Annotated in this window: 27 protein-coding genes; 12 read left to right on the top strand and 15 right to left on the bottom strand. The window is 62.7% G+C overall.

From position 1 onward, the window contains the following. Positions 1–80 precede the first annotated feature (80 nt). The 4 genes from argC to leuB all read left to right on the top strand — a co-directional run bounded on the left by argC (position 81) and on the right by leuB (position 3508). Entirely contained in the window at positions 81–1031 is a 951-nt protein-coding gene (argC, locus tag HRU92_RS14145; protein ID WP_172121675.1) for an N-acetyl-gamma-glutamyl-phosphate reductase, read from the top strand. Between the two features lie 358 nt (positions 1032–1389). Beyond that, entirely contained in the window at positions 1390–1995 is a 606-nt protein-coding gene (gene leuD / locus HRU92_RS14150; protein ID WP_127754940.1) for a 3-isopropylmalate dehydratase small subunit, read from the top strand. Positions 1996–2006: 11 nt separating this feature from the next. Beyond that, positions 2007–2396, top strand: a complete 390-nt coding sequence (locus tag HRU92_RS14155) for a RidA family protein (protein WP_172121676.1) — start codon at positions 2007–2009, stop codon at positions 2394–2396. An 11-nt stretch (positions 2397–2407) separates the two neighbouring features. Beyond that, positions 2408–3508 (top strand): 3-isopropylmalate dehydrogenase, encoded by a 1101-nt coding sequence (gene leuB / locus HRU92_RS14160; RefSeq protein ID WP_127754942.1) that lies wholly within the window; start codon positions 2408–2410, stop codon positions 3506–3508. A 143-nt stretch (positions 3509–3651) separates the two neighbouring features. On the opposite strand, the gene rpsP is transcribed toward leuB, so the two are convergent. After that, positions 3652–4026, bottom strand: a complete 375-nt coding sequence (rpsP, locus tag HRU92_RS14165; protein ID WP_172121677.1) for a 30S ribosomal protein S16 — start codon at positions 4024–4026, stop codon at positions 3652–3654. A gap of 26 nt (positions 4027–4052) precedes the next feature. Next, positions 4053–5630, bottom strand: a complete 1578-nt coding sequence (gene ffh, locus HRU92_RS14170; protein WP_173088384.1) for a signal recognition particle protein — start codon at positions 5628–5630, stop codon at positions 4053–4055. Positions 5631–5917: 287 nt separating this feature from the next. On the opposite strand from ffh, the gene HRU92_RS14175 reads away from it, so the two are divergent. Further along, positions 5918–6727, top strand: a complete 810-nt coding sequence (locus tag HRU92_RS14175) for an exodeoxyribonuclease III (protein WP_127754945.1) — start codon at positions 5918–5920, stop codon at positions 6725–6727. Between the two features lie 3 nt (positions 6728–6730). On the opposite strand, the gene HRU92_RS14180 is transcribed toward HRU92_RS14175, so the two are convergent. The 3 genes from HRU92_RS14180 to HRU92_RS14190 all read right to left on the bottom strand — a co-directional run bounded on the left by HRU92_RS14180 (position 6731) and on the right by HRU92_RS14190 (position 8783). Then, complete coding sequence (locus tag HRU92_RS14180; RefSeq protein WP_172121679.1) at positions 6731–7177, bottom strand: cyclic nucleotide-binding domain-containing protein; 447 nt, start codon at positions 7175–7177, stop codon at positions 6731–6733. Between the two features lie 109 nt (positions 7178–7286). Further along, positions 7287–7970, bottom strand: a complete 684-nt coding sequence (locus HRU92_RS14185; RefSeq protein WP_127754947.1) for a response regulator transcription factor — start codon at positions 7968–7970, stop codon at positions 7287–7289. 168 nt (positions 7971–8138) lie between these two features. Then, positions 8139–8783 carry a YggS family pyridoxal phosphate-dependent enzyme gene (locus HRU92_RS14190; protein WP_349236727.1) on the bottom strand — a complete coding sequence of 215 codons (645 nt, stop codon included), beginning with the start codon at positions 8781–8783 and terminating at the stop codon, positions 8139–8141. 170 nt (positions 8784–8953) lie between these two features. Between HRU92_RS14190 and leuS the strand changes: the two genes are divergently transcribed. From leuS to holA, 3 genes are read left to right on the top strand one after another with little or no spacing between them, the layout of a single operon-like run. Beyond that, positions 8954–11572 (top strand): leucine--tRNA ligase, encoded by a 2619-nt coding sequence (gene leuS / locus HRU92_RS14195; protein ID WP_173088386.1) that lies wholly within the window; start codon positions 8954–8956, stop codon positions 11570–11572. Further along, entirely contained in the window at positions 11559–12062 is a 504-nt protein-coding gene (locus HRU92_RS14200; RefSeq protein ID WP_172121681.1) for a hypothetical protein, read from the top strand. The genes leuS and HRU92_RS14200 overlap by 14 nt, the downstream gene beginning before the upstream one ends. Next, positions 12063–13085, top strand: coding sequence for a DNA polymerase III subunit delta (gene holA / locus HRU92_RS14205; RefSeq protein ID WP_172121682.1), 1023 nt, complete (start codon positions 12063–12065; stop codon positions 13083–13085). Between the two features lie 3 nt (positions 13086–13088). Here holA and HRU92_RS14210 read toward each other — a convergent pair whose 3' ends face one another. The 8 genes from HRU92_RS14210 to hemE form a co-directional block, all read right to left on the bottom strand. Beyond that, positions 13089–13958, bottom strand: coding sequence for a ParB/RepB/Spo0J family partition protein (locus HRU92_RS14210; RefSeq protein ID WP_172121683.1), 870 nt, complete (start codon positions 13956–13958; stop codon positions 13089–13091). Between the two features lie 10 nt (positions 13959–13968). After that, entirely contained in the window at positions 13969–14769 is an 801-nt protein-coding gene (locus HRU92_RS14215) for a ParA family protein (protein WP_127754952.1), read from the bottom strand. Between the two features lie 22 nt (positions 14770–14791). Next, the gene (gene rsmG, locus HRU92_RS14220; protein ID WP_173088388.1) at positions 14792–15427 is read right to left on the bottom strand and encodes a 16S rRNA (guanine(527)-N(7))-methyltransferase RsmG; all 636 of its coding nucleotides are present in this window, start codon (positions 15425–15427) and stop codon (positions 14792–14794) included. Continuing rightward, a complete protein-coding gene (mnmG, locus tag HRU92_RS14225) occupies positions 15420–17291 on the bottom strand; it encodes a tRNA uridine-5-carboxymethylaminomethyl(34) synthesis enzyme MnmG (RefSeq protein ID WP_172121685.1) in 1872 nt (623 codons plus the stop codon). The genes rsmG and mnmG overlap by 8 nt, the downstream gene beginning before the upstream one ends. 68 nt (positions 17292–17359) lie before the next feature. Then, positions 17360–18655, bottom strand: coding sequence for a tRNA uridine-5-carboxymethylaminomethyl(34) synthesis GTPase MnmE (gene mnmE / locus HRU92_RS14230; protein ID WP_172121686.1), 1296 nt, complete (start codon positions 18653–18655; stop codon positions 17360–17362). 22 nt (positions 18656–18677) lie between these two features. Then, positions 18678–19943, bottom strand: a complete 1266-nt coding sequence (gene rho / locus HRU92_RS14235; RefSeq protein ID WP_127754956.1) for a transcription termination factor Rho — start codon at positions 19941–19943, stop codon at positions 18678–18680. 172 nt (positions 19944–20115) lie between these two features. After that, the gene (gene hemJ / locus HRU92_RS14240; protein ID WP_172121687.1) at positions 20116–20541 is read right to left on the bottom strand and encodes a protoporphyrinogen oxidase HemJ; all 426 of its coding nucleotides are present in this window, start codon (positions 20539–20541) and stop codon (positions 20116–20118) included. Positions 20542–20546: 5 nt separating this feature from the next. Further along, on the bottom strand, positions 20547–21581 hold the full coding sequence (gene hemE, locus HRU92_RS14245; RefSeq protein ID WP_349236874.1) for a uroporphyrinogen decarboxylase: 1035 nt from the start codon (positions 21579–21581) through the stop codon (positions 20547–20549). A gap of 439 nt (positions 21582–22020) precedes the next feature. On the opposite strand from hemE, the gene HRU92_RS14250 reads away from it, so the two are divergent. Genes HRU92_RS14250 through dnaQ form a run of 4 tightly spaced genes read left to right on the top strand, consistent with a single transcriptional unit; the run spans position 22021 to position 24771 of the window. Then, positions 22021–22629, top strand: a complete 609-nt coding sequence (locus HRU92_RS14250; protein WP_173088390.1) for a Maf family protein — start codon at positions 22021–22023, stop codon at positions 22627–22629. Further along, positions 22626–23453 (top strand): shikimate dehydrogenase, encoded by an 828-nt coding sequence (locus HRU92_RS14255; RefSeq protein WP_173088392.1) that lies wholly within the window; start codon positions 22626–22628, stop codon positions 23451–23453. The genes HRU92_RS14250 and HRU92_RS14255 overlap by 4 nt, the downstream gene beginning before the upstream one ends. A gap of 2 nt (positions 23454–23455) precedes the next feature. Beyond that, positions 23456–24052, top strand: coding sequence for a dephospho-CoA kinase (coaE, locus tag HRU92_RS14260; RefSeq protein ID WP_173088394.1), 597 nt, complete (start codon positions 23456–23458; stop codon positions 24050–24052). After that, positions 24049–24771, top strand: a complete 723-nt coding sequence (dnaQ, locus tag HRU92_RS14265) for a DNA polymerase III subunit epsilon (protein ID WP_172121691.1) — start codon at positions 24049–24051, stop codon at positions 24769–24771. Before coaE ends, dnaQ begins: the two co-directional genes overlap by 4 nt. A gap of 61 nt (positions 24772–24832) precedes the next feature. Here dnaQ and secB read toward each other — a convergent pair whose 3' ends face one another. Continuing rightward, positions 24833–25372, bottom strand: a complete 540-nt coding sequence (gene secB / locus HRU92_RS14270) for a protein-export chaperone SecB (RefSeq protein ID WP_127754962.1) — start codon at positions 25370–25372, stop codon at positions 24833–24835. Between the two features lie 81 nt (positions 25373–25453). Continuing rightward, positions 25454–25909, bottom strand: a complete 456-nt coding sequence (locus HRU92_RS14275; RefSeq protein WP_172121692.1) for an FxsA family protein — start codon at positions 25907–25909, stop codon at positions 25454–25456. Between the last annotated feature and the right edge of the window lie 44 nt (positions 25910–25953).

Consider the following 25953-nt stretch of genomic DNA (forward strand, 5'->3'; position numbering starts at 1 on the left):
CTCCGGGCAAGGCCGGCGGCTTGACGCCGCGTCGGACGCGGCCCATCTAGACGAACAACACGAGGAGCGCGAAACAGCACATGGCCGCCAAGATCTTCATCGATGGGGAAGCTGGAACCACCGGATTGCAGATCCGCGAGCGTTTGCAGGAGCGGCGCGATCTCGAATTGCTCACCATCCCGCCCGAGCGGCGCAAGGATGCGGGCATGCGCGCCCAGCTGCTCAACGAGGCCGATGTGGCCATTCTCTGCCTGCCGGACGATGCCGCCAAGGAAAGCGTCGCGCTGATCGAGAACACCACCACCCGGGTGATCGACGCCTCCACCGCGCACCGGGTGAACCCCGACTGGGCCTATGGCTTTGCCGAGATGGACCGCGCACAAACCAAGGCGATCGCCGAAGCGCGCTTTGTGGCCAATCCCGGCTGCTGGCCTCAAGGCGCCATTGCCGGGCTGCGCCCGCTGATCGCCGCGGGCTTGCTGCCGGCCGATTACCCGGTGACGGTTAATGGCGTGTCGGGCTATTCCGGCGGCGGCCGCCAGATGATCGAGGAATATGAAGCGGCGGGAGCCAGCGCCAGCCACTTCATGCCCTATGGCCTGACCTTCCAGCACAAGCATGTGCCCGAGCTTACCCAATACGGCACCCTTCAGCGCGAGCCGCTGTTCCAGCCGGCCGTTGGCGATTTCGCCCAGGGCATGCTGGTGGCCGTGCCGCTGCAGCTGGGCATTCTGCCCAAGGCGCCGACCGGCAAGCAACTGCATGCCGCTTTGGCCGACCATTACGCTGCCATTCCCGACAGCTTTGTGGACGTGGCGCCCTTCGAGGCCGTGGCCAAGACCCCGGCGCTCGATCCACAGCACCACAACGACACCAACCGCATGACCCTGCACGTCTTTGCCAATGACGATCGCGCCCAGGCGCTGCTCGTGGCGATCTACGACAATCTGGGCAAGGGCGCCTCGGGCGCTGCCGTGCAGAACCTCAACCTTATGCTCGGCGTGGACGCGCGCGAAAGCCTAGCGGCTTAGGGCAAGCTCCCAAACCTGACGGCGGCAGGACCATAACCGCCGCCGCCCCACCCTCGATGTCATCCCGGCCTTGAGCCGGGGCCCATCACGAGATCCCGCCCGCGCCGCCAGGTGCTTCACGGGGGCACCTTCAGCACCTTCCACCAACACCTCAGGATGGATCCCGGCTCAAGGCCGGGATGACAGCTGGCGGGATAAGGCCAGTTCTGAGCCCTGCCAAACGCCGAGAATTCCTTCTTGCAGCCCAAAACCACTCCGCAGGCGTAACCAAGAGTACGCCAGCGAACGGTTTCCCCCCAACTCGACTTGACCCCACCCCCGCTTTCGCGCAAAGACCAGCACAAAGCGAGGTTTTCCGATGGACAAATTCACCACCCTGACCGGTGTTGCGGCGCCATTGCCGATCATCAATATCGACACCGATATGATCATCCCCAAGCAGTATCTGAAAACCATCAAGCGCACGGGTCTGGGCACCGCGCTGTTTTCGGAAATGCGCTACAACGAAGACGGCACCGAAAACCCCGATTTCGTGCTCAATAAGCCGGCCTATCGCGGTGCCAAGATCATCGTGGCCGGCGACAATTTCGGCTGCGGCTCCTCGCGCGAGCATGCCCCTTGGGCGCTCTTGGATTTCGGCATCCGCTGCGTGATCTCGACGAGCTTTGCCGATATTTTCTACAACAACTGCTTCAAGAACGGCATCCTGCCGCTGGTCGTCAGCCCCGAGCAGCTCAAGCTGCTGCTGGACGATGCCGAGCGCGGCTCCAACGCCACCCTGACCATCGATCTGGAAGCACAGACCGTTCAGGGTCCCGATGGCGGCACCATCCATTTCGATATTGATCCCAGCCGCAAGCAGATCCTGCTCGAAGGCCTCGACGATATCGCCGGCACGCTCAAATCCGACCCGTCCATCGCTGGCTTTGAAAGCAAGATGGCCGTGGACCGCCCCTGGCTCTAAGGCTCCCGGCCATGGTGCAGCGCGTTTCTACCGGCTCGCCGTTTGAAACCGACTTTGGCTATTCCCGCGCCGTCCGGCACGGGGACACCGTCTATGTTTCGGGCACCACCGGCTATGACTATGCCAGCATGGTCATGCCCGAGGGCGCGGGCGATCAGGCCCGCAATGCCCTCTCGACCATCGATGCGGCCCTGCGTGAACTGGGCTGCACGATCGCCGACACCGTCCGCGTCGTTTACTACGTAGCAGACCGCTCACATGTCGAGGACGTCGTGGCGGCGGTCGGACCGGTTTTCCGTACGGTCCGCCCCGCCGCTTCCATGCTGATCGTGCAGATGATCGAGCCCGGCATGAAGATTGAAATCGAAGTAACCGCCCGCCTGGGCGCCTCCAACTCTTGAAAGCACAAAATATGGCCACCCATTCCCTCTTCCTCTTGCCCGGCGATGGCATCGGCACCGAGATCATGGTGGAGGTCGAAAAGCTCATTGATTGGACCAATGGCGAGCAGCTGACCGATTTCTCGATCGATACCGGTCTTGCCGGCGGCGCCGCCTATGATCAGCATGGCGTCGCCATCACGGATGCAGACGTGGCCAAGGCGCTCGCGGCTGATGCCGTGCTGTTTGGCGCCGTGGGCGGGCCAAAGTGGGACAATGTCCCTTATGAGCATCGCCCCGAGGCGGCTCTCCTGCGCCTGCGCAAGGAAATGGCCGTTTTTGCCAATCTGCGCCCCGCCATCTGCTACCCCGCCCTGGCCGACGCCTCTTCGCTCAAGCGCGAGCTGGTGGAAGGCCTTGATATCCTCATCGTGCGCGAACTAACGGGCGGCGTTTATTTCGGCGAGCCCAAGGAGATCACCGATCTGGGCAACGGCCAGAAACGCGCCGTCGACACCCAGGTCTACGAGACCTATGAGATCGACCGCATCGCCCGCGTCGCCTTCGATCTCGCCCGTACCCGCCGCGGTCTCGTGCACTCCGCCGACAAGAAGAACGTCATGAAGTCCGGCGTGTTCTGGGATGAAGTCGTGCACCAGGTGCACAAGGACTACTCGGACGTCGAGCTGCGCCATATCCTCGCCGATAACGCCGCCATGCAACTCGTGCGCAATCCCAAGCAGTTCGACGTCATGGTCACCGACAACCTGTTCGGCGATATCCTCTCGGACGTGGCGGCCATGCTGACCGGCTCGCTCGGCATGCTGCCCTCCGCCGCGCTGGGTGCACCCGATCCGGTGACGGGCAAGCGCAAGGCCTTCTACGAGCCCGTGCATGGTTCGGCCCCCGATATCGCCGGCCAGGGCATCGCCAACCCGATCGCCATGATCGCGAGCTTTGCCATGTCCCTACGCTACAGCTTTGGCATGGTGGAACTCGCCGGCAAGGTCGAGGACGCCATCTCGGCCGTGCTCAGCGACGGGTTGCGCACCCGCGACATCGCCCAGGACAACCGCAAGACTGTGGGCACCGAAGAAATGGGCTCGGCCATCCTCGCCAAGCTCAAGGCGTAAAGCCCCCTTCCTCAGCGTTGCACCAAGATCACCCCGGCCTCGCGCCGGGGTTTTTGTTTGTGCCAGCGCACGGCCAAGCCCCACAAACCAAAAACCCCGGCGCTTGCGCACCGGGGTTCTTCTGGCAGTCGCCAAAAGCCGAATTACTCGGCGGCAGCGTCCTCGGCCGGAGCATTGGCAGCAGCGGCCTTGGCGGCCTTTTCCTCGGCGCGCTGGGTGGCCTTCTCGCCGGGCTTGCCCTTGTTGGGGTTGTTGCGCGGATCGCGCTTGGTCAGGCCCGCATTGTCAAGGAAGCGCAGCACGCGGTCGGTCGGCTGGGCGCCAACTTCGAGCCAATGCTTGGCGCGCTCGCCGTTCAGCACGACGCGGTTCTCGGCTTCCTTGTTGAGGAGCGGATTGAACGTGCCCAGCTTTTCGATGAAGCGGCCATCGCGGGGCGAGCGGGCATCGGCAACAACGATGTGGTAGAACGGGCGCTTCTTGGTGCCACCACGAGCCAGACGGAGCTTGAGAGCCATTTTGGTATCCTAGTTTGGTTGAAGGGTTACTTTTTCTTGCCCAGGCCAGGCAGGCCGGGGAAACGGGGAGCACCGCCAAGGCCGGGTAGGCCCGGGGCGGATTTGAGCAGCGAGCCGACATCGGTCGGCAGCTTTTCGGTCAGCTGCGGCTGCACGGAGGGCAGGCCCTGCAACTGCTTGGGATCGATGCCGGCCTGAAGGGCCATGGCTTCGAGTTGTGCGGGATCCATCTTGCTTAGGTCCGGCATGCCGCCCAGCATATTGCCCATCTTGCCGCCGAACATGCCGCCAAGTGCGCCCATGCCGCCCTTGGAGACCTTTTTCATCATATCGGCCATCTGCCGATGCTGCTTGATGAGCTTGTTGATTTCGCTGACTTCCACCCCCGCGCCAGCGGCAATGCGCTTGCGGCGCGAGGCATTGAGCAGGTCAGGCTCCGCCCGCTCCTTCTTGGTCATCGAATTGATGATGGCGACCTGGCGATCAAAGATCTTTTCGTCGACATTGGCGCCGGCCATGGCCTTTTTCATCTGGCCCATGCCCGGCAGCATGCCCATAAGGCCACCCATGCCGCCCATCTTTTTCATCTGCAGCAGCTGGTTGCGCAGATCTTCGAGGTCAAAGGAGCCCTTTTTGAGCTTCTTGGCCATCTTCGCGGCGTCTTCGGCCGACACATGCTCTGCGGCGCGCTCGACGAGGGAGACGATGTCCCCCATCCCCAGGATCCGGTCGGCAATGCGCGAGGGATGGAAATCCTCGAGCGCATCCATCTTTTCGCCCACGCCGATCAGCTTGATCGGCTTGCCGGTGGCGGCACGCATCGAAAGCGCAGCGCCCCCGCGGCCATCGCCATCGACGCGGGTAAGGACGATACCCGTGACATCGAGCCGCTCATCGAACGAGCGCGCCACATTGATCGCGTCCTGACCGGTCAGGGCATCGACGACCAACAGGATTTCGTGTGGATTGGCAATCGACCTGATCTGGGTCGTTTCGACCATCAGCTCTTCATCGATATGGGTGCGACCGGCGGTATCGAGCACCAGCACATCAAAGCCACCCAGCCGGGCTTCGCGCGCGGCGCGGCGCGCGATCTCGACCGGGGTTTCGCTGGCGACGATCGGCAAGGTGGCAACGCCCACCTGCTCGCCCAACACGCGCAGCTGCTCCATGGCAGCGGGGCGGCGGGTATCGAGCGAGGCCAGCAGCACCTTCTTTTTCTGCCGGTCCTTGAGGCGCTTGGCGATCTTGGCTGTGGTCGTGGTCTTGCCCGAGCCCTGCAGACCCACCATCAGGAGGGTTACGGGCGCAGGGGCATTGAGATCGATCGCGACGGCGTCCTCGCCCAGCACGGCAACGAGCTGGTCGTGGACGATCTTGACCACTTGCTGGCCGGGCGTGACCGAACGGGTGACTTCGGCGCCCACCGCGCGCTCGCGCACCTGTTCCACAAAGGCACGCACCACTTCGAGCGACACGTCGGCTTCGATCAGCGCGCGGCGAATCTCGCGCAGCGCCACATCGACATCGGCAGCGTTGAGCGCACCGCGCCCTCGCAGTCCCTCGAAGATCTTGCCAAGCCGGTCTGAAAGGCTCTCGAACATGAACTTGTCCTTTATTCTCTTCGGGTGATCCGAGGAGAGATAAGATCCATCAGCCCAAACGCCAAACCCACCCGCGGGCGCAACGCGCTGGCGGATGGTGGCCTCCGGGATCGTTTTATACCACTTGGGGTCCCGGTCGGCGGATCAGGTACGGCCTGATGAATGGGTGCTGCATAGAGTTTTCACGCCTCCGAGTCAAGGAAAGCCCGGCCTGCGCCCCTTTAGCGGCTGGACGCCCGGCGCTCCGCTGGCCATAAGGGCGCCATCCCGATTAACTGGATCCACCCATGCCGATTGCCGTTGTCAGCTGGAACATCAACTCGGTGCGCTTGCGCCTGCCCATGGTGCTCGACTTTCTCAAGCAATATAGCCCCGATGTGCTGATGCTCCAGGAGATCAAGTGCACCGAGGACCAGTTCCCACGCGTGGCCTTTACCGAAGCTGGCTATCCCCACCATGCGGTGCATGGGCAAAAGGGCTATCATGGCGTCGCCATCATTTCTCGCTTCCCGCTCACCGACATTGCCACCCGGCAGTTTTGTGACATCGATCACTCCCGCCACATCTCGGCCCGGCTCGACTGGGGCAGTGGACCGGTGACCCTCCACAACTTCTATATTCCGGCCGGCGGGGACGAGCCCGATGCCGAGATCAACATCAAGTTCAAGCACAAGCTCGATTTCCTCGACGAAATGGCGCTCTGGTTTGCCGAACCGCAGTTCGCTCAGGGCCAGCTCATCGCCGGTGACTTCAACGTCGCCCCGCACGAGAACGACGTGTGGAGCCACAAGCAGATGCTCAAGGTCATCAGCCACACCCCTGCCGAAACCGAGCGGCTCGACGCGCTGCTGGCCGGCGGACACGGCTGGGTGGACCTGATCCGCAAGCACGTGCCCTATGACCAGAAGCTGTTTTCCTGGTGGAGCTATCGCGGGCTCGACTGGGAGAAAAGCAACCGCGGTCGCCGACTTGACCACATCTGGGCCACCGCAGACGTGGCCGCCCATTGCTCGGGGGCCGAGATCATCAAGCCGGCGCGCGGCTGGACGGAAAAGCCCTCTGACCACGTGCCGGTGATCGCCCAGTTTGGCCTGTGACGCCTAGCGCTTGAACTTGTTGCGAATGGGCTGCAGCGCTTCGAGATAGCTGCCAAGGTCGGCCTGGATGCGCTCGGCCACGCGCTGTGCCAGCACTGGGGACTGCTGCACCAGCTTCATGAAAGCGTGCCGCGGCACGAAAAACACCTGGGCTTCGGTCAAAGCAGTGATGGTGACGGGACGAGGTTTGGCCAGGATCAGCGCCATGGCAGAAACAACGCTGCCGGGCTCATCGATTGTATAGGGGGCCGAGCCGTCGCCTTGTGGCGCCACCTGCAGGACTCCCTCGAGCAGCACAAAGGCGCCGCTCGGAATCTCGCCGGCCCGGTACAGCACCTGATCGGCGCCGAAATGCTGCTGGTCGCCGGCAAAGGCCAGCATGCGCCGCTGCTCGTCGTCGCACATTTCCAGGAACTCGGCCCGCGCCAACATCGCGGCCGTTTCGTCCATAATATCGCCCTATCCAACAAATCAGCGGGTCGCCCGGTCGGTCCGAAGCGGTTCGCCAAGCTATAGGGCAATTCGGCTCCCGCTTTGAACCCCCTTTAGCGCCAATGGGCTAGGGGACGAGGCGATAGCCCCCTTCTTCGGTCACCAGGAGCCGGGCATGAGACGGGTCACGCTCGATTTTCTGGCGCAAGCGATAGATGTGGGTTTCGAGCGTATGGGTGGTCACGCGGTTGTTGTAGCCCCACACCTCCTTGAGCAGCACATCCCGGGTGATGGTTTTAGGACCCTGCCGGTAGAGATATTTGAGGATCGAAGTTTCCTTGTCGGTCAGGCGCACCTTGCCCCCGTCATTGGCTTCGAGCATTTTGGCCGCCGGCTGGAAGCTATAAGGCCCGATGGTGAACACCGCGTCCTCGCTTTGGTCGTGCTGGCGCAGCGCGGAGCGAATGCGCGCCATCAACACGGGAAAGCGGAAGGGCTTGGTCAGATAGTCATTGGCGCCCGATTCTAGCCCTTTGATCTGGTCGGCATCGCTGGTCTGCCCCGTCAGCATCAGGATCGGGCTCTTGAAGCCCTCCTGGCGCAGGATCTTGACCGCCTCGCGTCCATCCATGTCGGGAAGGCCGACATCGAGGATCATGAGGTCAATATTGTTTTCGCGGGTGGCCTTGAGCGCATCATTGGCGCTGGCAGCCTGGACGATCTCGAATTCCCGTTCGTCTTCGAGTTGATCCACCATGGTCTGGCGCAGATCCGCATCGTCATCGACCAGAAGAATGCGGCGCTTGTTCATGAATTCGCTCCGGACTTGGACCAGGGCGAGTGCAAACGGCTGCCTGCAGAAAGGCAAAGGGCCGGTCACGTCGCCGTTACGGTGATAAGCAACGGAACACGACGCCCAGAAGTTGCAGTGCGGGCACAAAGCGGCGCAAGTTTATCTCCTGCTAACCATTTGCGGCGGCTAGGCAAGCGGCGGTCGGGCCCCAAACAAGGCCGAGCCCACCCGCACATCGGTGGCGCCCATGGCGATGGCTGTCTCGAAGTCCCCGCTCATGCCCATGGACAGGCGCGACACCCCGGCCGCCCGGCCCAGCGTGGCCAGATGAGCAAAATAAGGGCCTGGCGGCACGCCATCGGGCGGAATGCACATCAACCCCACCACATCGAGCCCATGCACGCTCCGGCAGCGCTCCACAAAGGCTACGGCTTCGGCCGGCGCAATGCCGCTCTTTTGTGGTTCTTCCCCGATATTGACCTGCACATAGCAGGGCAACCGCCGCTCTGCGCGCGCCATTTCTGCGGCCAGCACTTGCGCGAGGTTGTCGCGGTCCACGCTCTGGATCACGTCGAACAACCCAACCGCCTCGCGCGCCTTGTTGGTTTGCAGCGGCCCGATCAGATGCAGTTCCACATCGGCAAAACGCTCGCGCAGCGCCGGCCACTTGTTCTTGGCTTCCTGCACACGGTTCTCCCCGAACACCCGCTGCCCCGCCTCGAGAAAGGGGGCGATCGCTTCGGCATCGAAGGTCTTGGACACCGCCACCAGCTTAACCTCGGCCAGCCTAGGCTCGAAGCGCGCCTGCGCCCGCGCGATGCGATCGCGGATTTCGGCCAGCCGCGCCGGCGCGTCCACTGCAGTCTCGCTCACGCTTTTGCCCTGTTGCTGTTGACCTGAGGGGTGATTTCTGATGATGGTCCGGTAGCCAAAATCCCCAATAAACGCAAGCAGCTTCGCCCTTTCGGCAGACTGCGCATTTGCCCCCAAGGACTGATAGATTGAGCGGCGAACGCTATAATCCGCGCGAAATGGAACCGCACTGGCAGCAGGTCTGGGACCAGCGCCAAAGCTTTGTGACCTCCAATGATGACCCGCGCGAGCCCTACTACGTGCTCGAAATGTTCCCCTATCCCTCGGGGCGCATCCATATGGGGCACGTGCGCAACTACGCCATGGGCGATGTGGTCGCGCGCTATCACCGGGCCCGCGGCAAGAATGTGCTGCACCCCATGGGCTGGGACGCCTTTGGCCTGCCGGCGGAAAACGCCGCCATCGAGCGCAAGACCCATCCCGGCACGTGGACTCGCGCCAATATCGCGACCATGAAGGGCCAGCTCAAATCCATGGGCCTGTCCATCGACTGGACGCGCGAATTCGCCACCTGCGAGCCCGAATACTACAAGCACCAGCAGGCCATGTTCATCGACATGATGGCGGCGGGCCTCGTGACCCGCAAGCAAAGCAAGGTGAACTGGGACCCCGTCGACATGACCGTGCTCGCCAATGAGCAGGTGATCGATGGCAAGGGCTGGCGCTCGGGCGCCGTCGTGGAACAGCGCGAGCTGACCCAGTGGTTCTTCAAGATCTCCGACTTCGCCGAAGAGCTGCTCGAAGCGCTTGATGGCCTGACCGAGTGGCCCGAAAAAGTGCGCACCATGCAGCGCAACTGGATCGGCCGCTCCGAAGGCCTGCGCCTGCTGTTCGAGATGGTGCCCAACAACACCGTCAATGCCGGCAGCATCGAGGTCTTCACCACCCGCCCCGACACCATTTTCGGCGCCTCCTTTGTCGCCCTTTCTCCCGATCATCCCCTGACGGCGGAATTGGCGCGCAGCAATCCGGCGCTGGCCGAGTTCGTTGAGGAGACCCGGCGCCTCGGCACGGCAACCGAAACCATCGAGAAAGCGGAAAAAAAGGGCGTCTTCACCGGTCTTCAGGTCAAGCACCCCGTGCTGGACGGCCAGGCCCTGCCGGTCTATGTCGCCAATTTCGTGCTGATGGACTATGGCACCGGCGCCATTTTCGGCTGCCCGGCCCATGACCAGCGCGACCTCGATTTCGCGCGCAAATACGACCTGCCGGTGATCCCGGTCGTGCTGCCACCCGACGCCGATGCGGCCAGCTTCGCCATTGGCGATGAAGCCTATGTTGACACTGGTCACATCTTCAACTCGGGCTTCCTCTCCGGCCTCTCCATCACCGAAGCCAAGGCCGCCGCAGCGCAGTTCTTTGCCGAGCGCACCGTTGACGGCAAGCCGCAGGGCAAGGTCGAGGTCAATTATCGCCTGCGCGATTGGGGCGTCTCGCGCCAGCGCTATTGGGGCTGTCCGATCCCGGTGATCCATTGCGAGGTCTGCGGCACCCTGCCCGTCCCCAAAAAGGACCTGCCGGTGGTGCTCCCCGAGGATGTCACCTTCGACAAACCCGGCAATGCGCTCGATCATCACCCGACTTGGAAGCACGTGCCCTGCCCGCAATGCGGCGGCCCCGCCCGGCGCGAAACCGATACCATGGACACTTTCGTGGACAGCTCCTGGTATTATGCCCGCTTCACCGCGCCTCAGGCCGAAACCCCGACCGTCCCCGACATCGCCAATCGTTGGTTGCCGGTGGATCAGTATATCGGTGGCGTCGAGCACGCGATCCTGCACCTGCTGTATTCGCGCTATTTTACCCGCGCGATGAAGGCGACCGGCCATGTGGGGCTCGATGAGCCGTTCAAGGGCCTCTTCACCCAGGGCATGGTCACCCACGAAACCTATCGCTCGGCTGCGGGCGAATGGGTCGCCCCGGTGGACGTCGTGCTCGAAACCAGCGGTGAAACCCGCTCCGCCACCCATCTCGAAACCGGCGCGCCGATCAGCATCGGCTCGGTCGAAAAGATGAGCAAATCCAAAAAGAACGTGGTGGATCCCGACGAGATCGTTGCCACCTATGGTGCCGATACTGCACGCTGGTTCATGCTCTCGGACTCCCCGCCCGAGCGCGACGTGCAGTGGACCGAAGCCGGCGTCGAAGGCGCCAGCCGGTTCCAGCAGCGCATCTGGCGCCTGGTGGGCGATACGGTGGCCCTGCGCGCCCAGTCGCAGGACCTGGCTCCTGTTGCCGCGGACGAAGAAGCCATTGCCCTTCGCCGTGCCGCCCACCGCGCGGTGCAGCAGGTCGCAGACGACATCGAAGGCCTCCGCTTCAACCGCGCTGTCGCCCAGATCTATGAGCTGACCAATGCTCTCGTACGCTCCTCGGGTCTGGTATCGGCCGCTCCCGCAGCGCGCCTCGCGGCGCTCGAGGAAGGGGTTGGCTACCTTGTGCAGCTGATCGCCCCGATGATGCCGCACCTGGCAGAAACCTGCTGGCAGGCACTGGGCCGCGACGGTCTCGTGGCCGATGCACCCTGGCCCCAGGTCGATCCGGCGCTCCTCGTGGACAATGACGTAGTCATGCCCATCCAGGTCAACGGCAAGCGGCGTGGTGAAATCACCGTAGCCAAGGGCACCGCCGCCGCCGAGATCGAGCGCATGGTCTTGTCACTCGAAGCGATTGCCCGCATGCTGGAGGGCAAGACACCGCGCAAGATCGTCGTGGTGCCGGACAGGATCGTCAATGTCGTGGTCTAGCCCACTCCGGAGCGCATTGCTCGCTCTTGGCCTTGTCGCTGCTGCGGCCACCCTGGGTGGCTGCAGCTTCTCGCCGGTCTATGGGCAAGCCAATGCGGCGCGGGTCGAGCAGTTTGCCCTGAGCTTTGCCAAGCCGGGCAACCGGCTTGAGCAAATCATCTACCAGGAGCTGGCCGAAAGCTTCAGCAATTCGGCCACTGCCACACCCCGCGAGGCCCGCGTCAGCCTCGCCGTAACCTATGCCGATGCGGCGCTGTCGCAAACCGGCAGCCCCTACAAGCCGCTCGAAGTGACCATCACCGGCACCCTGACCGTGGCAGCCCTGCCCGGTGGCAAGCCGATCGTGCTGACCCGCACGGCGACAGCGAGCTTCACCAAGAATGATCAGGTTCTGGCCGATCGCATGGCCGGCACCGAAGCCGCCGAACGCGCGGCCCAATCGGTCGCCGAGTCACTGCGTCTCGGGCTCCTGGCCGTCCTGTCGCGCTAGATGAGCGCGCTCAAGGCTCATGAGGTCGCGCGCTATCTCGCCCGGCCCGACCTCCGCGAGGGCATTTTTCTTGTCTACGGGCCCGACACCGGGCTCGTTCGCGAAACCGCGCACACCCTGATGCGCCGCCTGAGCGGCGATGATCCCGAAGCCGCCGATGTGATCGTGCTCGACAGCGCCCAGCTCGATGCCGATCCCTCGCTCTTGGTTCTCGAAGCGCGGAGCACGTCGCTCTTTGGCGGCAAGCGCATCATCCGGGTCCGGGGGGCTGGCAAGAACCTCGTCATGGCGCTGACACAGCTGCGAGATGATCCCGGCGGCTCCGCCATCGTGCTCGAAGCCGGCAATCTGGCCCCGCGGGACGCCCTGCGGGCCCTTGTGGAAGCAGCCAAGCTCGGTCGCGCCCTGCCCTGCTATGCCGATACGGACGAGACCCTTTCGGCGCTGATCCGTGAAACCTTCAACGCCCAGGGCATCCGGGCTGATGGGGACGTAGTCTCCACACTGCTCGAAATCCTGGGCAATGATCGCGAAGTCACCCGGCGCGAGCTCGACAAGCTCAGCCTTTACGCTGCCGCCAGCAAGCAGTTGACGCGCGAAGACGTGCTGCGCCTCTGCGCCGATAATGGCGCTCTCGTCATTGATGCGATCATCGATGCAACTGCTGGCGGTCACGCCGAGCGGCTGGAACTGACGCTTAATCGAGCTTTGAGCGGCGCCGTTGATCCGCAGCGGCTGCTCGCAACGGCGACCATTCACTTCGCCAATCTGCGGCGCTGGCGCACCGAAGTCGACAAGGGCCGCAGCCCCCGCGATGTCCTGGATAGCTTGAAGCCCAAGCCGCATTTCTCGCGCCGCTCAAGCCTGGAGCAGCAGCTGCGGCTTTGGTCCGACACTGCACTGGGCACGGCGCTGGAGCGGCTGCTGCTCGCCACCGGCGAGTCGCGCCGTCGCCCGGCCTTGGCCGAACCGGTGCTGCGCCGTGCTTTGCTGAGCATCTGCACGGCGGCCGCAAGCCATTAAAGCCTAGTTCCCGGCGCCAGTCAGCCGATGGCAAATGCCGTCGAGTTGTTCCATGGTCTTGTAGCGAATCTCGATCTTGCCGCCCTTGTCGCCATGATTGAGCGACACCGATAGGCCCAGCGCGTCCGACAAACGTCGCTCCAGCGACACCGTATCGCTGTCGCGCTCGGTTGGCGTGCTGCGCTTCTTGGGCGCAACCTCACGCTGTTGGCTCAACGCCTCGGCCTCACGCACGGAAAGGCCTTCATCCACGATCTGCCGCGCCAGTCTGGCCGGATCTTCCGCCGTGATCAGAGTGCGGGCATGGCCCGCGGTCAAATCGCCGCTCGAGACCATCTCCTTGACGTCTTCGGGTAGGCGAAGCAGCCGCAGCGTATTAGCGACATGCGAGCGGCTCTTGCCGATCACCTGGGCCAGATCCTGCTGGGTATATTCGAACTGCTCCATCAGCTGGCCATAGCCCATGGCCTCTTCAAGCGGATTGAGATCGGCCCGCTGCACGTTCTCGATGATGGCGAGCTCGAGGGCTTCCTTGTCCCCGACCTCCCGCACGATCACCGGCACATCATGCAGCCCCGCCTTTTGGGCGGCCCGCCAGCGGCGTTCACCGGCGATGATCTCGAACAGATGCGGATCTTCGCTCGGGCGCACCAGCAGCGGCTGCATGATGCCCTTTTCGCGAATGGAATTCGTCAGCTCTTCGAGCTGATCGGCATTGAAGGTGCGACGGGGGTTGGACCGATTGGCAATGATAAATTCGACCGGGAGGCGCTTCGTCCCCTGCATATCGGTGACGCGATTGCCTTCCATCGTCGCCATGTCGCCGATCAAAGCCGCAAGCCCGCGGCCGAGCCGCGTTGGTTTATCGTTCATTAACGCTCTCCTAAGCCGCGTTGAGCTGGCGCTCGCGCCGAATAACTTCAGTGGCCAGCCGCAGATAGGCCTGGCTGCCCGCACATTTCAAATCATAGAGCAAAGCGGGTTTACCGTACGATGGCGCTTCACTCAGGCGCACATTGCGCGGGATCACGGTGTCATACACCAGTTCCCCCATTTCGCTGCGCACATCATGCAGCACTTGCTCGGACAAATTGTTGCGGCGATCGAACATCGTCATCACCACGCCTTGGATCGAGAGGCGCGGATTAAGCGTCGAGCGGATCTGCTCGATGGTCTGCAGCAGCTGGCTTAAACCCTCAAGCGCAAAGAACTCGCATTGCAGCGGCACCAGCACGGCGTCGGCGGCCACCAGCGAATTGATCGTCAAGAGGTTCAGCGAGGGCGGGCAGTCAATCAGCACATAGCTGATCGCCTGGTCATTGATCTTGAGGTCACCCAGAGCTTTGAACGCGTTGCGCAGCTTGAAGGCGCGGTCTGCCTGCGCGGCAATGGTCAGCTCGACGCCAAGCAAGTCCATGGTGGATGGAACGATCGCCACATTGGGAACGCTGGTCAAAACAGCCGACTCGACCACGGTCGCTTCGCCCACCAGCAGGTCGTAGGCGGAAATCTCGCGTTCGTTGCGGGCGATACCAAGACCGGTGGAAGCATTGCCCTGTGGATCGAGGTCCACGATCAGCACGCGTTCGCCAATGGCAGCGAGAGCGGTGGCCAGGTTGATGGCGGTTGTAGTTTTACCCACGCCGCCTTTCTGGTTCGCCAATGTGAGAATACGGGGTGCCAAATTCGCCTCCAGTACACCGCTGCTAGCGAGATCTCAGTCCAGTGAGTTCAAGCAGCACGCCATGCGGATCAGTGTCGCTTCGCGCTACTACCACGTCGAACGCCCATAAAGCACGCGATTCGCTGATCTCTTCACCATATTCGCGGCCTTTGTGCAGCAGTGCACGGGTGTTGCGGCCGAAAAACGGCTGCATCATGCCGCAGAGCTGCGGTAGTGCCGCCAAGGCGCGTGAAGTGATCAAGTCGGGAACCGCTGTTTCACGTGAATCAATCTCGTTGCTGCGCTTGGGAATCACGGTGACTGCCAGACCAAGCTCACGCGCAACGGTGCGCAGGAAGCTTACCTTGCGGCCTGTGGGCTCAACCAGGGTGAACTGCGCCGGGGTGTCCTTCAGCGCGATCGCCATTGGCAAAGCTGGCAGTCCGCCGCCGCTGCCGAGATCGAGAAACTTCCGGTCTTCCGCCCGAACAAGAGCCAAGGTTTGCAGACTATCGGCAAAGTGGCGCGTCCAGACCTGGTCCAGTGTTTCACGTGAAACCAGATTCTGCACGGCCTGCCAGCGCCGCAACAGCCCCTCATAAGCTTGCAGATCGGCCTCTACTTCGGCCCGACTACGAGAAAAATACTGGGCGTAGCGTTCTATACTGCTGTTAGGCACTGGCACGATGCCTCACATCCCCGCGTCGGATAGCAGCCAGAACCAGGGTGATCGCGGCGGGGGTGACGCCATCCACCGCTTGCGCTTGGGCAATGGTCTGCGGCCGCGCCGAGTCAAGCTTCTGGCGCAGCTCACTCGATAGACCCGGCAGCGTCTGATAATCGAAATTATCGGGAATGCTGCGCTGCTCGTCCCGACGCACCGCCTCGATGTCCTTGCGCTGCCGATCCAGATACACGGCATATTGCGCGTCCACCACCAGTTGCTCGAGCGTCGGTGCGGCAATGGTATCCAGCTCCGGCCAAAGCTTGCGCACATCATCGAAGGCGATGTCCGGATAAGACAACAGCTCAAAGGCAGAGCGAGATTGCCCATCGGCATTCACCGCAATCCCGGCCTTTCGTGCCACTGTGGGGCTGACGCGCAGGGTATGCAGCAGCGACCGGCCCGTAGTCAGGGCTGCGGCCTTTTCCTCGAACAGCTGCGAGCGCTGCTCACCCACGAGCCCGCACTCGATCCCCAGCTTGGTTAGGCGCTGATCGGCATTGTCGGCGCGCAGGTGCAGGCGGAACTCCGCCCGCGACGTGAACATGCGATAGGGTTCGGTCACGCCGCGGGTAACCAAATCATCAACCATGACCCCGATATAGCTTTCGGTACGCGAGAGGACCAGTGGCGCACGACCCTGGACTGCCGCGGCAGCATTAGCACCGGCTAGCAGGCCCTGCCCCCCGGCCTCCTCATAGCCGGTCGTGCCGTTGATCTGCCCGGCCAGGTACAATCCGGGCTGGCGCTTCAGTTCCAGCGTGGCGCGCAGCTCGCGCGGATCGACATAATCATATTCAATTGCATAGCCTGGGCGAACAATCCGCACTTGCTCCAGCCCCGGCATGGAGCGCAGGAAAGCCGCTTGCACGTCCTCTGGCAACGAGGTCGACAGCCCATTGGGATAAACCGTCGTGTCGTCCAGACCTTCTGGCTCCAGGAAGATCTGGTGACTGTCGCGATCGGCAAAGCGGACGATCTTGTCCTCGATGGAGGGGCAATAACGCGGGCCACGGCTCTGGATGCGGCCGGAATACATCGCTGAGCGATGCAGGTTCTCGGATATGATGCGATGCGTGTCGGCTGTGGTACGAGTGATATGGCATTCCACCTGCGGCGTCGTGATCGCAGCCGTGAGCATGGAAAAGGGCTCGGGTGGCGTGTCGCCCGGTTGGGCTTCCAGCTGCTGGTAATCAATGGTCGTACCGTCGAGGCGCGCTGGCGTGCCGGTTTTGAGGCGGCCAAGCTGCACACCGAGTTGCTCCAGCCGCGCTGACAACCCAAGCACCGGCCCTTCCCCGAACCGCCCCGCCGGCGTGGTTTCTTCACCCCGATGGATCAAGCCCCGCAAGAACGTGCCGGTGGTCAGCACCACGCTTTTGGTGCTGAAACGACGCCCATCGAGAAGCACTACCCCCGACACCTTGCCGTCAGCGTCGACGCTGACGTCATCGACTTCACCCTCGATGACCTGCAGGTTCGTCTGCGCCGTAATGGCTGCCTGCATAGCCTGGCGATACAGCTTGCGATCTGCTTGGGCGCGCGGCCCACGCACCGCCGGGCCTTTGCGGCGATTGAGCACCCGGAACTGGATGCCGGCGGCGTCGGCAACGCGGCCCATCAAGCCGTCGAGCGCATCGATCTCGCGCACCAGGTGTCCCTTGCCCAAGCCGCCGATGGCCGGATTGCAGCTCATCTCGCCAATGGTGGCAAACCGATGGGTGATCAGCGCCGTCGGCACACCCATGCGGGCTGAGGCGGCCGCGGCCTCACAGCCGGCATGGCCCCCGCCCACCACGATCACTCCGAACTCAGTCATTCCGCAAACTCCAATACCCCGTGAAGCAATGTTCCACGTGAATCATTGCCGGCATCGCACAGCCCGGCTTATTTGCCGATACAGAAGCTCGTGAACAGGCGATCCAGCACCATTTCCGGATCGAGCCGGCCCACCAGCCGCTCCAGGGCACTCGACGCCAGCCGCAACTGCTCAGCCGCCAGTTCGGGTTCTTCGAGCAGCCGCATGGCCAAGCCCAGTGCTTCCCGTGCCGCCACCAAGGCTGCGCGATCGCGCTCGCGGCTCAACAGCGCCGGCTCGCCGCCGGTGTAATCTTGCCCTAAGTCAGCGAGGCGCTGCAACAACTGCTCAACGCCGCTGCCATCCAGCGTCGACACAGCCACATCAGCATTTGGGCTCACCTGGCCCAGATCGGCCTTAGTGCTGACCCGCAGCAATGGCGCCAAATCTGCCGGGGGCTCAACGGGCTCGATGTCCGGCGCCTCAAGCCAGAGCACGAGGTCGGCACTCTGCATGGCTTGACGGGCCCGGCGAATGCCTTCTGCTTCGGCCTTGCTGTCGGTGTCGCGCAACCCCGCGAGATCGAGCAGCACGAATAGCTGCCCACCAATATCAAGCGGCACTTCGCGCACATCGCGCGTCGTGCCCGCTTCATCGGTGACAATGGCAATGTTCGAACGCGCCAAGGCATTGAGCAGACTGGACTTTCCCACATTTGGGGGGCCGGCCAGCGCCACGCGAATACCCTCGCGCACGATCCGGCCATGCTCGACGCTGCTCAGCGTTTGGGCGATATCTTGATCGAGTGCCGCGATGCTCTGACCAAACCCTTCCGGCAGCGCTTCCCCGACATCGCCCTCGTCGGAAAAATCGAGCCGTGCTTCGATCTCGGCCCGCAGATCGAGCAATTGCTCGCGCCAGTCGCCAATCTTGCTGCTGAGCCCGCCTTCGAGCCGCGCCAGCGCCTGGCGACGCTGGTTCTCGGTTTCGGCTTCCAAAAGGTCGCCGAGCCCTTCGACTTCGACGAGATCGAGCTTGCCGTTCTCGAAGGCGCGCCGGGTGAACTCACCAGCTTCGGCGAGGCGTGCCCCCTGCTCCACGAGTAATTTGAGAATGGCGCGCACGCCGGCCGGCGATCCATGCACCTGCAATTCGGCGCAATCTTCGCCGGTAAAGCTCCTGGGGCCCAGGAAAAACGCCACGAGACCCCGATCGAGTGCCGTGCCGGCACCAATGCTGCGCAAGGTAAGCTGCCGCGGCTTGGGCAAGACGCCTGTCACCGCCAGGAGCAGCTCTTGCACGGCGGGTCCCGAGAGCCGGATCACCGCCACGCCCGAAGGCGTCGCGCCGGACGACAATGCTACGATCGTATCGCCCAGGAGCATCGATCCACCCTCGCCCCGCGGCTCAGGTATTCATCGAATCAAAGAAATCCGAATTGGTCTTGGTCTGGCGGATCTTGTCGGTGAGGAATTCCATGGCATCGATCGTGCCCATGGGCGTGAGGATCCGGCGCAGCACATACATCTTCTTGAGGATGTCGGCTTCCACCAGCAGCTCTTCCTTGCGGGTGCCAGACTTGGTGATGTCGAGTGCGGGGAAGATGCGCTTGTCCGCGACCTTGCGATCAAGGATGATTTCGGAGTTGCCCGTGCCTTTGAATTCTTCAAAGATCACTTCGTCCATGCGCGAGCCGGTATCGATCAGCGCCGTCGAAATGATGGTCAGCGAACCGCCATCCTCGATGTTGCGCGCCGCACCGAAGAAGCGCTTGGGGCGCTGCAGGGCATTGGCATCCACGCCGCCGGTCAGAACCTTGCCCGAGCTTGGCACGACGGTGTTGTAGGCGCGGCCAAGGCGGGTGATGGAATCGAGGAGAATCACCACGTCGCGCTTGTGCTCGACGAGGCGCTTGGCTTTTTCGATCACCATTTCGGCCACCTGAACGTGGCGGCTGGCGGGCTCGTCAAAGGTCGAGGAGATGACTTCGCCCCGAACCGAGCGCTGCATGTCGGTCACTTCTTCGGGCCGTTCGTCGATCAGCAGCACGATTAGATAGCATTCGGGATGGTTGGTGGCGATCGACTGCGCGATGTTCTGCAGCAGCACGGTCTTGCCGGTGCGCGGGGGTGCGACGATCAGAGCGCGCTGCCCTTTGCCCAGCGGTGCCACGAGATCGAGCACCCGCGCCGAGCGATCGCGAACCGTGGGGTCCGGCAATTCCATGCGCAGCCGCTCTTCGGGGTAAAGCGGGGTCAGATTGTCGAAGTTGACCTTGTGGCGCACCGCCTCAGGATCTTCGAAATTGATGGTGTTGACCTTGACCAGGGCGAAATAGCGCTCGCCTTCCTTGGGGGAGCGAATCTGGCCTTCCACCGTATCGCCGGTGCGCAGGCCGAAGCGGCGGATCTGCGAGGGGCTGATATAGATATCGTCCGGACCCGGCAGGTAGTTGGCATCGGGCGACCGCAAGAAACCGAAGCCATCGGGAAGAACTTCCACCACGCCTTCGCCAGTAATATCGACTTCGCGCTCCGCCAACTGCTTGAGAATGGCGAACATCAACTCCTGCTTGCGCATGGTCGATGCATTTTCAACTTCGTGTTCTTCTGCGAACACAAGAAGTTCGGCCGGAGATTTGGCCTTGAGCTCGCTGAGCTTCATATTCTGCATGTAGAGGATGACCCTGCGGGAAATCGAAAAGGCGGAGAGGAGGGGGGTGTAAGGCCCCGCAAGCAACCTGGGCGGTCGCGAAGGCGCGGAAGCACTTCGTTTCAGATAGCCCGGCTTGCCGCTTATTTCAAGCGACAAGCGCGCTGCAATGGCGTTTTTCGCGCCCGAACGGCTAGAACGGCCGCACGATCACGGCAATGACGATGCCGATCATCAAGACCGTCGGCACTTCATTGATGATGCGGAAGTAGCGCTGCGGCTTGGTGTTGGCGTCCGTGGCAAAGTTCTTGGTGTGGCGAACGAGAATGCCATGGCACGCCGTCAGCCCGATCACAAACGCCGCCTTGAGCCACGGCCAACCCTGGCTCCAGTCGACCGCGCCCATATGGATCATCCATAGTCCGAAGACGAAAGCGGCGATCATGGCGGGGTTGATGATCCCCTTGAGCAGCCGCCGCTCCATGATCTTGAAGGTTTCCGATTGCTCCGTGCCCGGGGTGGTGACGGAGTGATAAACGAACAAACGCGGCAGATAGAGCATGCCCGCCATCCAGGCGATAACGGCAATCACATGCCCCGCTTTAACCCATTCATACATGCCCGCTACCCGTTCTTGACCAGCTCGACCAACCGCTCGACATGGGCGATCGGCGTTTGCGGCACAATGCCGTGCCCCAGATTGAAGATATGCGGACGATCGGCAAAGGCGGCGATGATCTGGCGCGCCCGCTCTTCCATCTGCGGGCCACCGGCAACCAGCCGCAGCGGATCAAGATTGCCTTGGACCGCCATCCCGGGTGGCACCGCGTTCTGGGCAAAGCCGAGCGGAGTGGAATAATCCAGACCCACGGCATTCACCCCCGTCGCGGCGACATAGGCGGCGATGTTGCCGGCCGCGCCACGGGGAAAGCCGATGATCGGCGCATTGGGCACGCGCTGGCGTACGCCTTCGACGATCCGCCGATTGGGTTCAATCACCTGTGTGCGGAACGCTTCTTCGTCGAGATTAAGGGCCCAGCTTTCAAACAGCTGCACCACATCGGCGCCCGCTTGAAATTGCGCCACGAGATAATCGATGCTGGCTTGTACCAGGATGTCGATCAAAGCCGCAAAGGCCGCCGGCTCCTGCAGCGCAAACAACCGCGCCGCCGCCTGATCGGGCGAACCGCGTCCGCCGATCATATAAGTGGCCACGGTCCAGGGCGAACCGCAAAAGCCGATCAGCGTCTTGTCGGCGGGCAGTTCGTGCTTGAGGCGCCGCAAGGTTTCAAACACCGGCGCCAGATGCTCGAGCACCCGTTCCGGACGAAGTTGACCCAGGGTCTGCGCGGTGATGGGCTCGAGCAGGGGGCCTTCGCCTTGTTCAAAGCGAACCGATTGTCCCAGCGCATCGGGCACGACAAGAATGTCCGAAAACAAAATCGCTGCGTCGAGCGGGAACCGACGTAGGGGCTGCAGCGTCACTTCCACAGCCAGATCGGGCGAATAGCACAGATCAAGGAAACCTTTGGAGCGGGCGCGCACTTCCCGATACTCGGGGAGATAGCGTCCAGCCTGGCGCATGATCCAGATCGGGGGTCGTGCCTGTCGCTCACCGAGTACGGTGGCGAGAAGAGGCTTGAGGGCCACTTGGCTCACAGCGACTTTCCCTTCCAAACCCCTGAAAAGACTCTTGTTCTTAGTATCTCTATTATCATTGCGGTGTTTTGCTCTAATTCACGGGCATCCACAATCGCTGTGGTGGCGACACAGTTACGCAGGATTGCGGCGGCGAGGCTGTGAATCCAAATCAGCGGCGTTGCTTTGAGGGCCGATGCGCAAAAGGTTAACGCGGCGTTAACCCGCGGACTCCCAGAGTCAAGCCAAAGGTTAAGGCTGTGTAAACCTGCCTCGCCGGCGGCTGGAGGGCAAAAAATTTTCCCCAGAGTTCCCGCTGACTCTAAACGGCCCCCTCCCGGAGTCCAGATGTTAACGTTTTACTAAGCTGGTCGAACAACTCGGCGCCTGGCCGGAATCTATGAGTCAAGAACACAGAGATTGCTTGAGCTGTGGATAGCAGTGTGGAAAACATCCCGCCATGCTGATCCTTGCATCCCAAAGCGCAACCCGTAAGGCCTTGCTGATACAGGCAGGTTTGCGTTTCGCCGCACATCCTGCCGCTATCGACGAGCGCCGGACCGAAGCCACGATCCTCAACGAAGGGGGCGGGGGCAGGGCAGTCGCTATGGCCCTCTCTAGCGCCAAAGCCCTTAACATCTCCTTGCTCCATCCCGGCGCGCTGGTGATTGGCGCCGACCAGACCTTAACCTTTGGCGGGCAGTTGCTGCACAAGCGAGCCAATCGACAGCGGGCCGCCGCACAGTTGCGCCAACTCAGCGGCCAAACCCATCAACTCCATGCCGCCGTGGCGCTGGCGCGGGGAGGGGAGGTGGTGTGGAGCTTTGTTGACACCGTTGAGCTGACCATGCGCGGCATCAGCGATGCCGAGATCAAGGCGGTGCTGGATGCGGAAGGCGATGCCGTTCTGGCATCTGTCGGCTCCTATCGGCTGGAAGGGCCCTCCATTCAGCTGTTCGAACGGGTGCAAGGCGACTATTTCTCCATTTTGGGGTTGCCCCTGTTGCCCCTCCTCGGGGCGCTTCGGCGCTTTGCCCCACACCTGTTGCTCGGAGCCAGCCAGTCTTGACCCGCAAAGCCTTTGTTATCGGCCACCCCATTGCCCATTCCCGCTCGCCCCTGATTCATGGCACCTGGCTGGCCGAACACGGGATCGACGGCACCTATGAGGCCATCGACGTGGCGCCCGCCGAGCTGCCCGGCTTTTTTGAGCGCCTGCGTGGTGGGGAATTTGCCGGCGGCAATGTCACCATTCCCCATAAGGAAGCCGTGTTTGCCCTGTGCGACACGGTGGATCCACTGGCGCGCAGCATTGGTGCGGTCAATACGCTGGTGGCCGAGCATGGCCATGTGCACGGCACCAACACTGATTATCTCGGCTTTCTCGGCAATCTCGATCAGGGCGCGCCGGGCTGGTCCGAGGGGCTCGAAGCAGCCATCGTTCTTGGAGCAGGGGGCGCGGCGCGCGCGATCCTTGTCGCGCTGCAAAGCCGCAATATCCCGATCATCCTGCTCAATCGCACGCGCCAAACGGCCGACCGGCTGGCGCAGAGCATCGGCGGGGATATCGATGTTGCCGATCTGGAGGAGTTCAACAGCATCGCTCCATCAGCCGGTCTCGTGGTCAACACCAGCTCGGTGGGCATGCATGGCACCGGCTTTGCCGATTTTGACCTCGGCCAGTTACGGCGCGATGTGTTGGTGACCGACCTGGTTTATGTGCCGCTGCAAACTCCCTTGCTCGCCGATGCGGCCGCCCATGGCTTGCGCATAGTTGATGGTCTCGGCATGCTGCTCCATCAGGCCGTGCCGGGCTTTGCCGCCTGGTTCGGCATCCAGCCCGAGGTCACCCCGCAATTGCGCGCCCGGATCGAAGCCACTCTGGACCATTGAACATGTATCGCCTTGGCCTCACCGGCTCCATCGCCACTGGAAAATCTGCGGTCCTCGCGGCGTTCGCGGCCAATGGCGTGCCGGTGTTTTCCGCCGATGCTGCAGTGGCCGAGCTTTACGCCGGCGCTGCCGCTCCGGCCGTCGAAGCGCTGTTTCCCGGCGTTGTCGTGGAGGGAGCCGTTGATCGCACCCGGCTGTCGCTGCAACTCGCAAAAAACCCCGGAAAATTTGACCGGCTCGAAGCCCTGGTCCATCCCATGGTGCGCGCCCGCATCGCCCAGTTCCTCGCCGATGCGGCTGCAGCGGGCGAGACCCTTGCTGTTGTTGAAGTGCCGCTCCTTTATGAGACCGGCCATGATTATGGCTTTGATGGCGTAGCCGTCACGGTGGTTGACCCCGCGATTCAACGCGAGCGCGCGCTGGCCCGCGCCGGCATGACCGTGGATAAGCTGCAGACAATTCTTGCCCGCCAGCTCCCGCAGGCCGAAAAGCAGAAGCGCGCCGATTTCGTTTTCGACACGGGCAAGCCGCTCGCGGTCACGCAGGCCGAGGTGGCGGCGCTGGTCAAAGCCTTGCGGGCCCAGCAGGAACAAGCATGAACCGAGAAATCGTCCTTGATACCGAAACCACGGGCTTGTCTCCCGCCACGGGCGATCGGCTGGTGGAAATCGGCTGTGTCGAGCTGATCAACCATATCCCCTCGGGCAAAACCTACCATGTCTATATCAATCCCCAGCGCACCATGCCCGAGGAAGCGTTTCGGGTGCATGGGCTGTCCGACGAATTTCTGGCCGACAAGCCCCTTTTTGCCGAGGTAGCCGAGGATTTCTGCCAGTTCATCGGCGATGCTACGCTGATCATTCACAACGCCCCATTCGACATGGGTTTTTTGAACGCGGAACTAGGCAAGCTTGGTCGCGGTGCCCTGCGCAACACGGTGATCGATACGGTGATGCTCGCCCGTGAGCGGCACCCCGGCGCTCGCGTGAGCCTTGATGCCTTGTGCAAGCATTACGGCATCGACAATTCGCGCCGGACTCTCCACGGCGCGCTGCTCGACAGCGAGATTCTCGCTGAGGTCTATCTCGAGCTGATCGGCGGCAAGCAGGTGAGCCTGGCGCTGGTGGCGGAAAACCGCGTTTCGGGCGCCGAGGCTCTTGCGAGCTTTGCGGCCGCTCCACGCCGGCCCTTGCCCCTGCCACCTCGGCTGACGCAAGCGGAACTAGCGGCCCACGCCGCCTTCATCGCTTCGCTTGGGCCCGAGGCGCTCTGGACCCAATTCGCCGCCGACGAAGTCCCGACCCGGCTCAGCGCCTGATCAACGAAAAACCCCGGACGCGAGCCCGGGGTTTGGTTTATTGAAATTGTGCCAGCCGAACTCAGTTCGGCTTGTCGCTTTCGGCATCGGCGGCAGTCACCGGGGCGGCAGCATTTGCGCCACCCGCATTCTGCTTGGCTGCGAGGGCCTGCAGGTTCTGGCGATAGATAGAAGCGAAATCCACCGGCTCCATCATCAGCGGCGGGAAGCCACCCTGCTGGGTCACGCTGGCGAGCACCTGGCGGGCAAACGGGAAGATCAGGCGCGGGCATTCGATCATCAGCAATTGGCTGAGCTGAGCTTCGGGAACATTGCGCAGCCGGAACACGCCGCCATAGACCAGCTCCACCGCAAATAGCAGAGTGGTTTCTCGATTGGCCTTGGCGTTGAGCGTGAGCTCGACGGCGAATACTTCGTCGGCCTGCTTTTTGACGGCGACGCTGATCGAAACATTAAAGGCCGGGTTGCCGCCGCCTGCCATGATCGAACCCGGTGCGCCCGGATTCTCAAACGACAAGTCGCGAATATACTGCCCAACCAGGTTCATGCTGGGGGCGGTGCTGGCCTGGGGTGCAGCGCTGCCCTGGGTCTCGTCAGCCATGATCGTGGGTCCTCTGTCCGGTTTTTTCTTGCGCGCTGGCTAGCATCTTTGCTTCGGGCGAACAAGCCAAGCCCGGAGCGCCTATTTCTCCCGGAATTCGTCGTCGTCGAGATCGATTGTATCGCGGCGATCGATCCGGCGCTCGTTCCAGGCGGTCGAGCTTTGATAGCTGGCGGTACTCACCACTGTCATCCGCTTGGCAAGGCCCCGGTAGATCCAGCTGCGCACCGGCGGCAGCAGCAAGAGCAGGGCGACAATGTCGGAGAAAAAGCCCGGCAGCACCAGGAGCACCGCGGCGATCCCCAGCATCATCGCATCGGCAATGGCGCGCGCCGGCATCTCGCCCCGGTTCATGCGCTGGCGCATTTGCGTCAGCACGCTCACCCCTTGCTGGCGCAACAGCACCGCGCCGAGGAGCGCCGCGAGGATCACGAGCCCCAGCGTTGGCCACAGGCCGATTGCCTGTCCCACCTTGATAAACAAGGCAATCTCGACAATAGGCAGCAGCAGCAGGGCAAACGGCAGATAGCGGATCACGCGAACACTCCTTGTTAAGCCAGATGCGGGGTGGCGCGACACAA

It is taken from the genome of Devosia sp. 1635, assembly GCF_013185955.1.
Taxonomy (GTDB): domain Bacteria; phylum Pseudomonadota; class Alphaproteobacteria; order Rhizobiales; family Devosiaceae; genus Devosia.

Bases quoted from the DNA above. Each gene is read 5' to 3' on its own strand.
- leuB (WP_127754942.1), top strand. From the start codon at position 2,408: ATGGCCACCCATTCCCTCTTCCTCTTGCCCGGCGATGGCATCGGCACC.
- rho (WP_127754956.1), bottom strand. From the start codon at position 19,943: ATGCAGAATATGAAGCTCAGCGAGCTCAAGGCCAAATCTCCGGCCGAA.
- rpsP (WP_172121677.1), bottom strand. From the start codon at position 4,026: ATGGCTCTCAAGCTCCGTCTGGCTCGTGGTGGCACCAAGAAGCGCCCG.
- HRU92_RS14250 (WP_173088390.1), top strand. From the start codon at position 22,021: ATGCTGATCCTTGCATCCCAAAGCGCAACCCGTAAGGCCTTGCTGATA.
- hemJ (WP_172121687.1), bottom strand. From the start codon at position 20,541: ATGTATGAATGGGTTAAAGCGGGGCATGTGATTGCCGTTATCGCCTGG.
- HRU92_RS14200 (WP_172121681.1), top strand. From the start codon at position 11,559: ATGTCGTGGTCTAGCCCACTCCGGAGCGCATTGCTCGCTCTTGGCCTT.
- mnmG (WP_172121685.1), bottom strand. From the start codon at position 17,291: ATGACTGAGTTCGGAGTGATCGTGGTGGGCGGGGGCCATGCCGGCTGT.
- coaE (WP_173088394.1), top strand. From the start codon at position 23,456: ATGTATCGCCTTGGCCTCACCGGCTCCATCGCCACTGGAAAATCTGCG.
- leuD (WP_127754940.1), top strand. From the start codon at position 1,390: ATGGACAAATTCACCACCCTGACCGGTGTTGCGGCGCCATTGCCGATC.
- mnmE (WP_172121686.1), bottom strand. From the start codon at position 18,655: ATGCTCCTGGGCGATACGATCGTAGCATTGTCGTCCGGCGCGACGCCT.
- HRU92_RS14210 (WP_172121683.1), bottom strand. From the start codon at position 13,958: ATGAACGATAAACCAACGCGGCTCGGCCGCGGGCTTGCGGCTTTGATC.
- HRU92_RS14185 (WP_127754947.1), bottom strand. From the start codon at position 7,970: ATGAACAAGCGCCGCATTCTTCTGGTCGATGACGATGCGGATCTGCGC.
- HRU92_RS14155 (WP_172121676.1), top strand. From the start codon at position 2,007: ATGGTGCAGCGCGTTTCTACCGGCTCGCCGTTTGAAACCGACTTTGGC.
- ffh (WP_173088384.1), bottom strand. From the start codon at position 5,630: ATGTTCGAGAGCCTTTCAGACCGGCTTGGCAAGATCTTCGAGGGACTG.
- holA (WP_172121682.1), top strand. From the start codon at position 12,063: ATGAGCGCGCTCAAGGCTCATGAGGTCGCGCGCTATCTCGCCCGGCCC.
- HRU92_RS14175 (WP_127754945.1), top strand. From the start codon at position 5,918: ATGCCGATTGCCGTTGTCAGCTGGAACATCAACTCGGTGCGCTTGCGC.
- HRU92_RS14180 (WP_172121679.1), bottom strand. From the start codon at position 7,177: ATGGACGAAACGGCCGCGATGTTGGCGCGGGCCGAGTTCCTGGAAATG.
- dnaQ (WP_172121691.1), top strand. From the start codon at position 24,049: ATGAACCGAGAAATCGTCCTTGATACCGAAACCACGGGCTTGTCTCCC.
- argC (WP_172121675.1), top strand. From the start codon at position 81: ATGGCCGCCAAGATCTTCATCGATGGGGAAGCTGGAACCACCGGATTG.
- secB (WP_127754962.1), bottom strand. From the start codon at position 25,372: ATGGCTGACGAGACCCAGGGCAGCGCTGCACCCCAGGCCAGCACCGCC.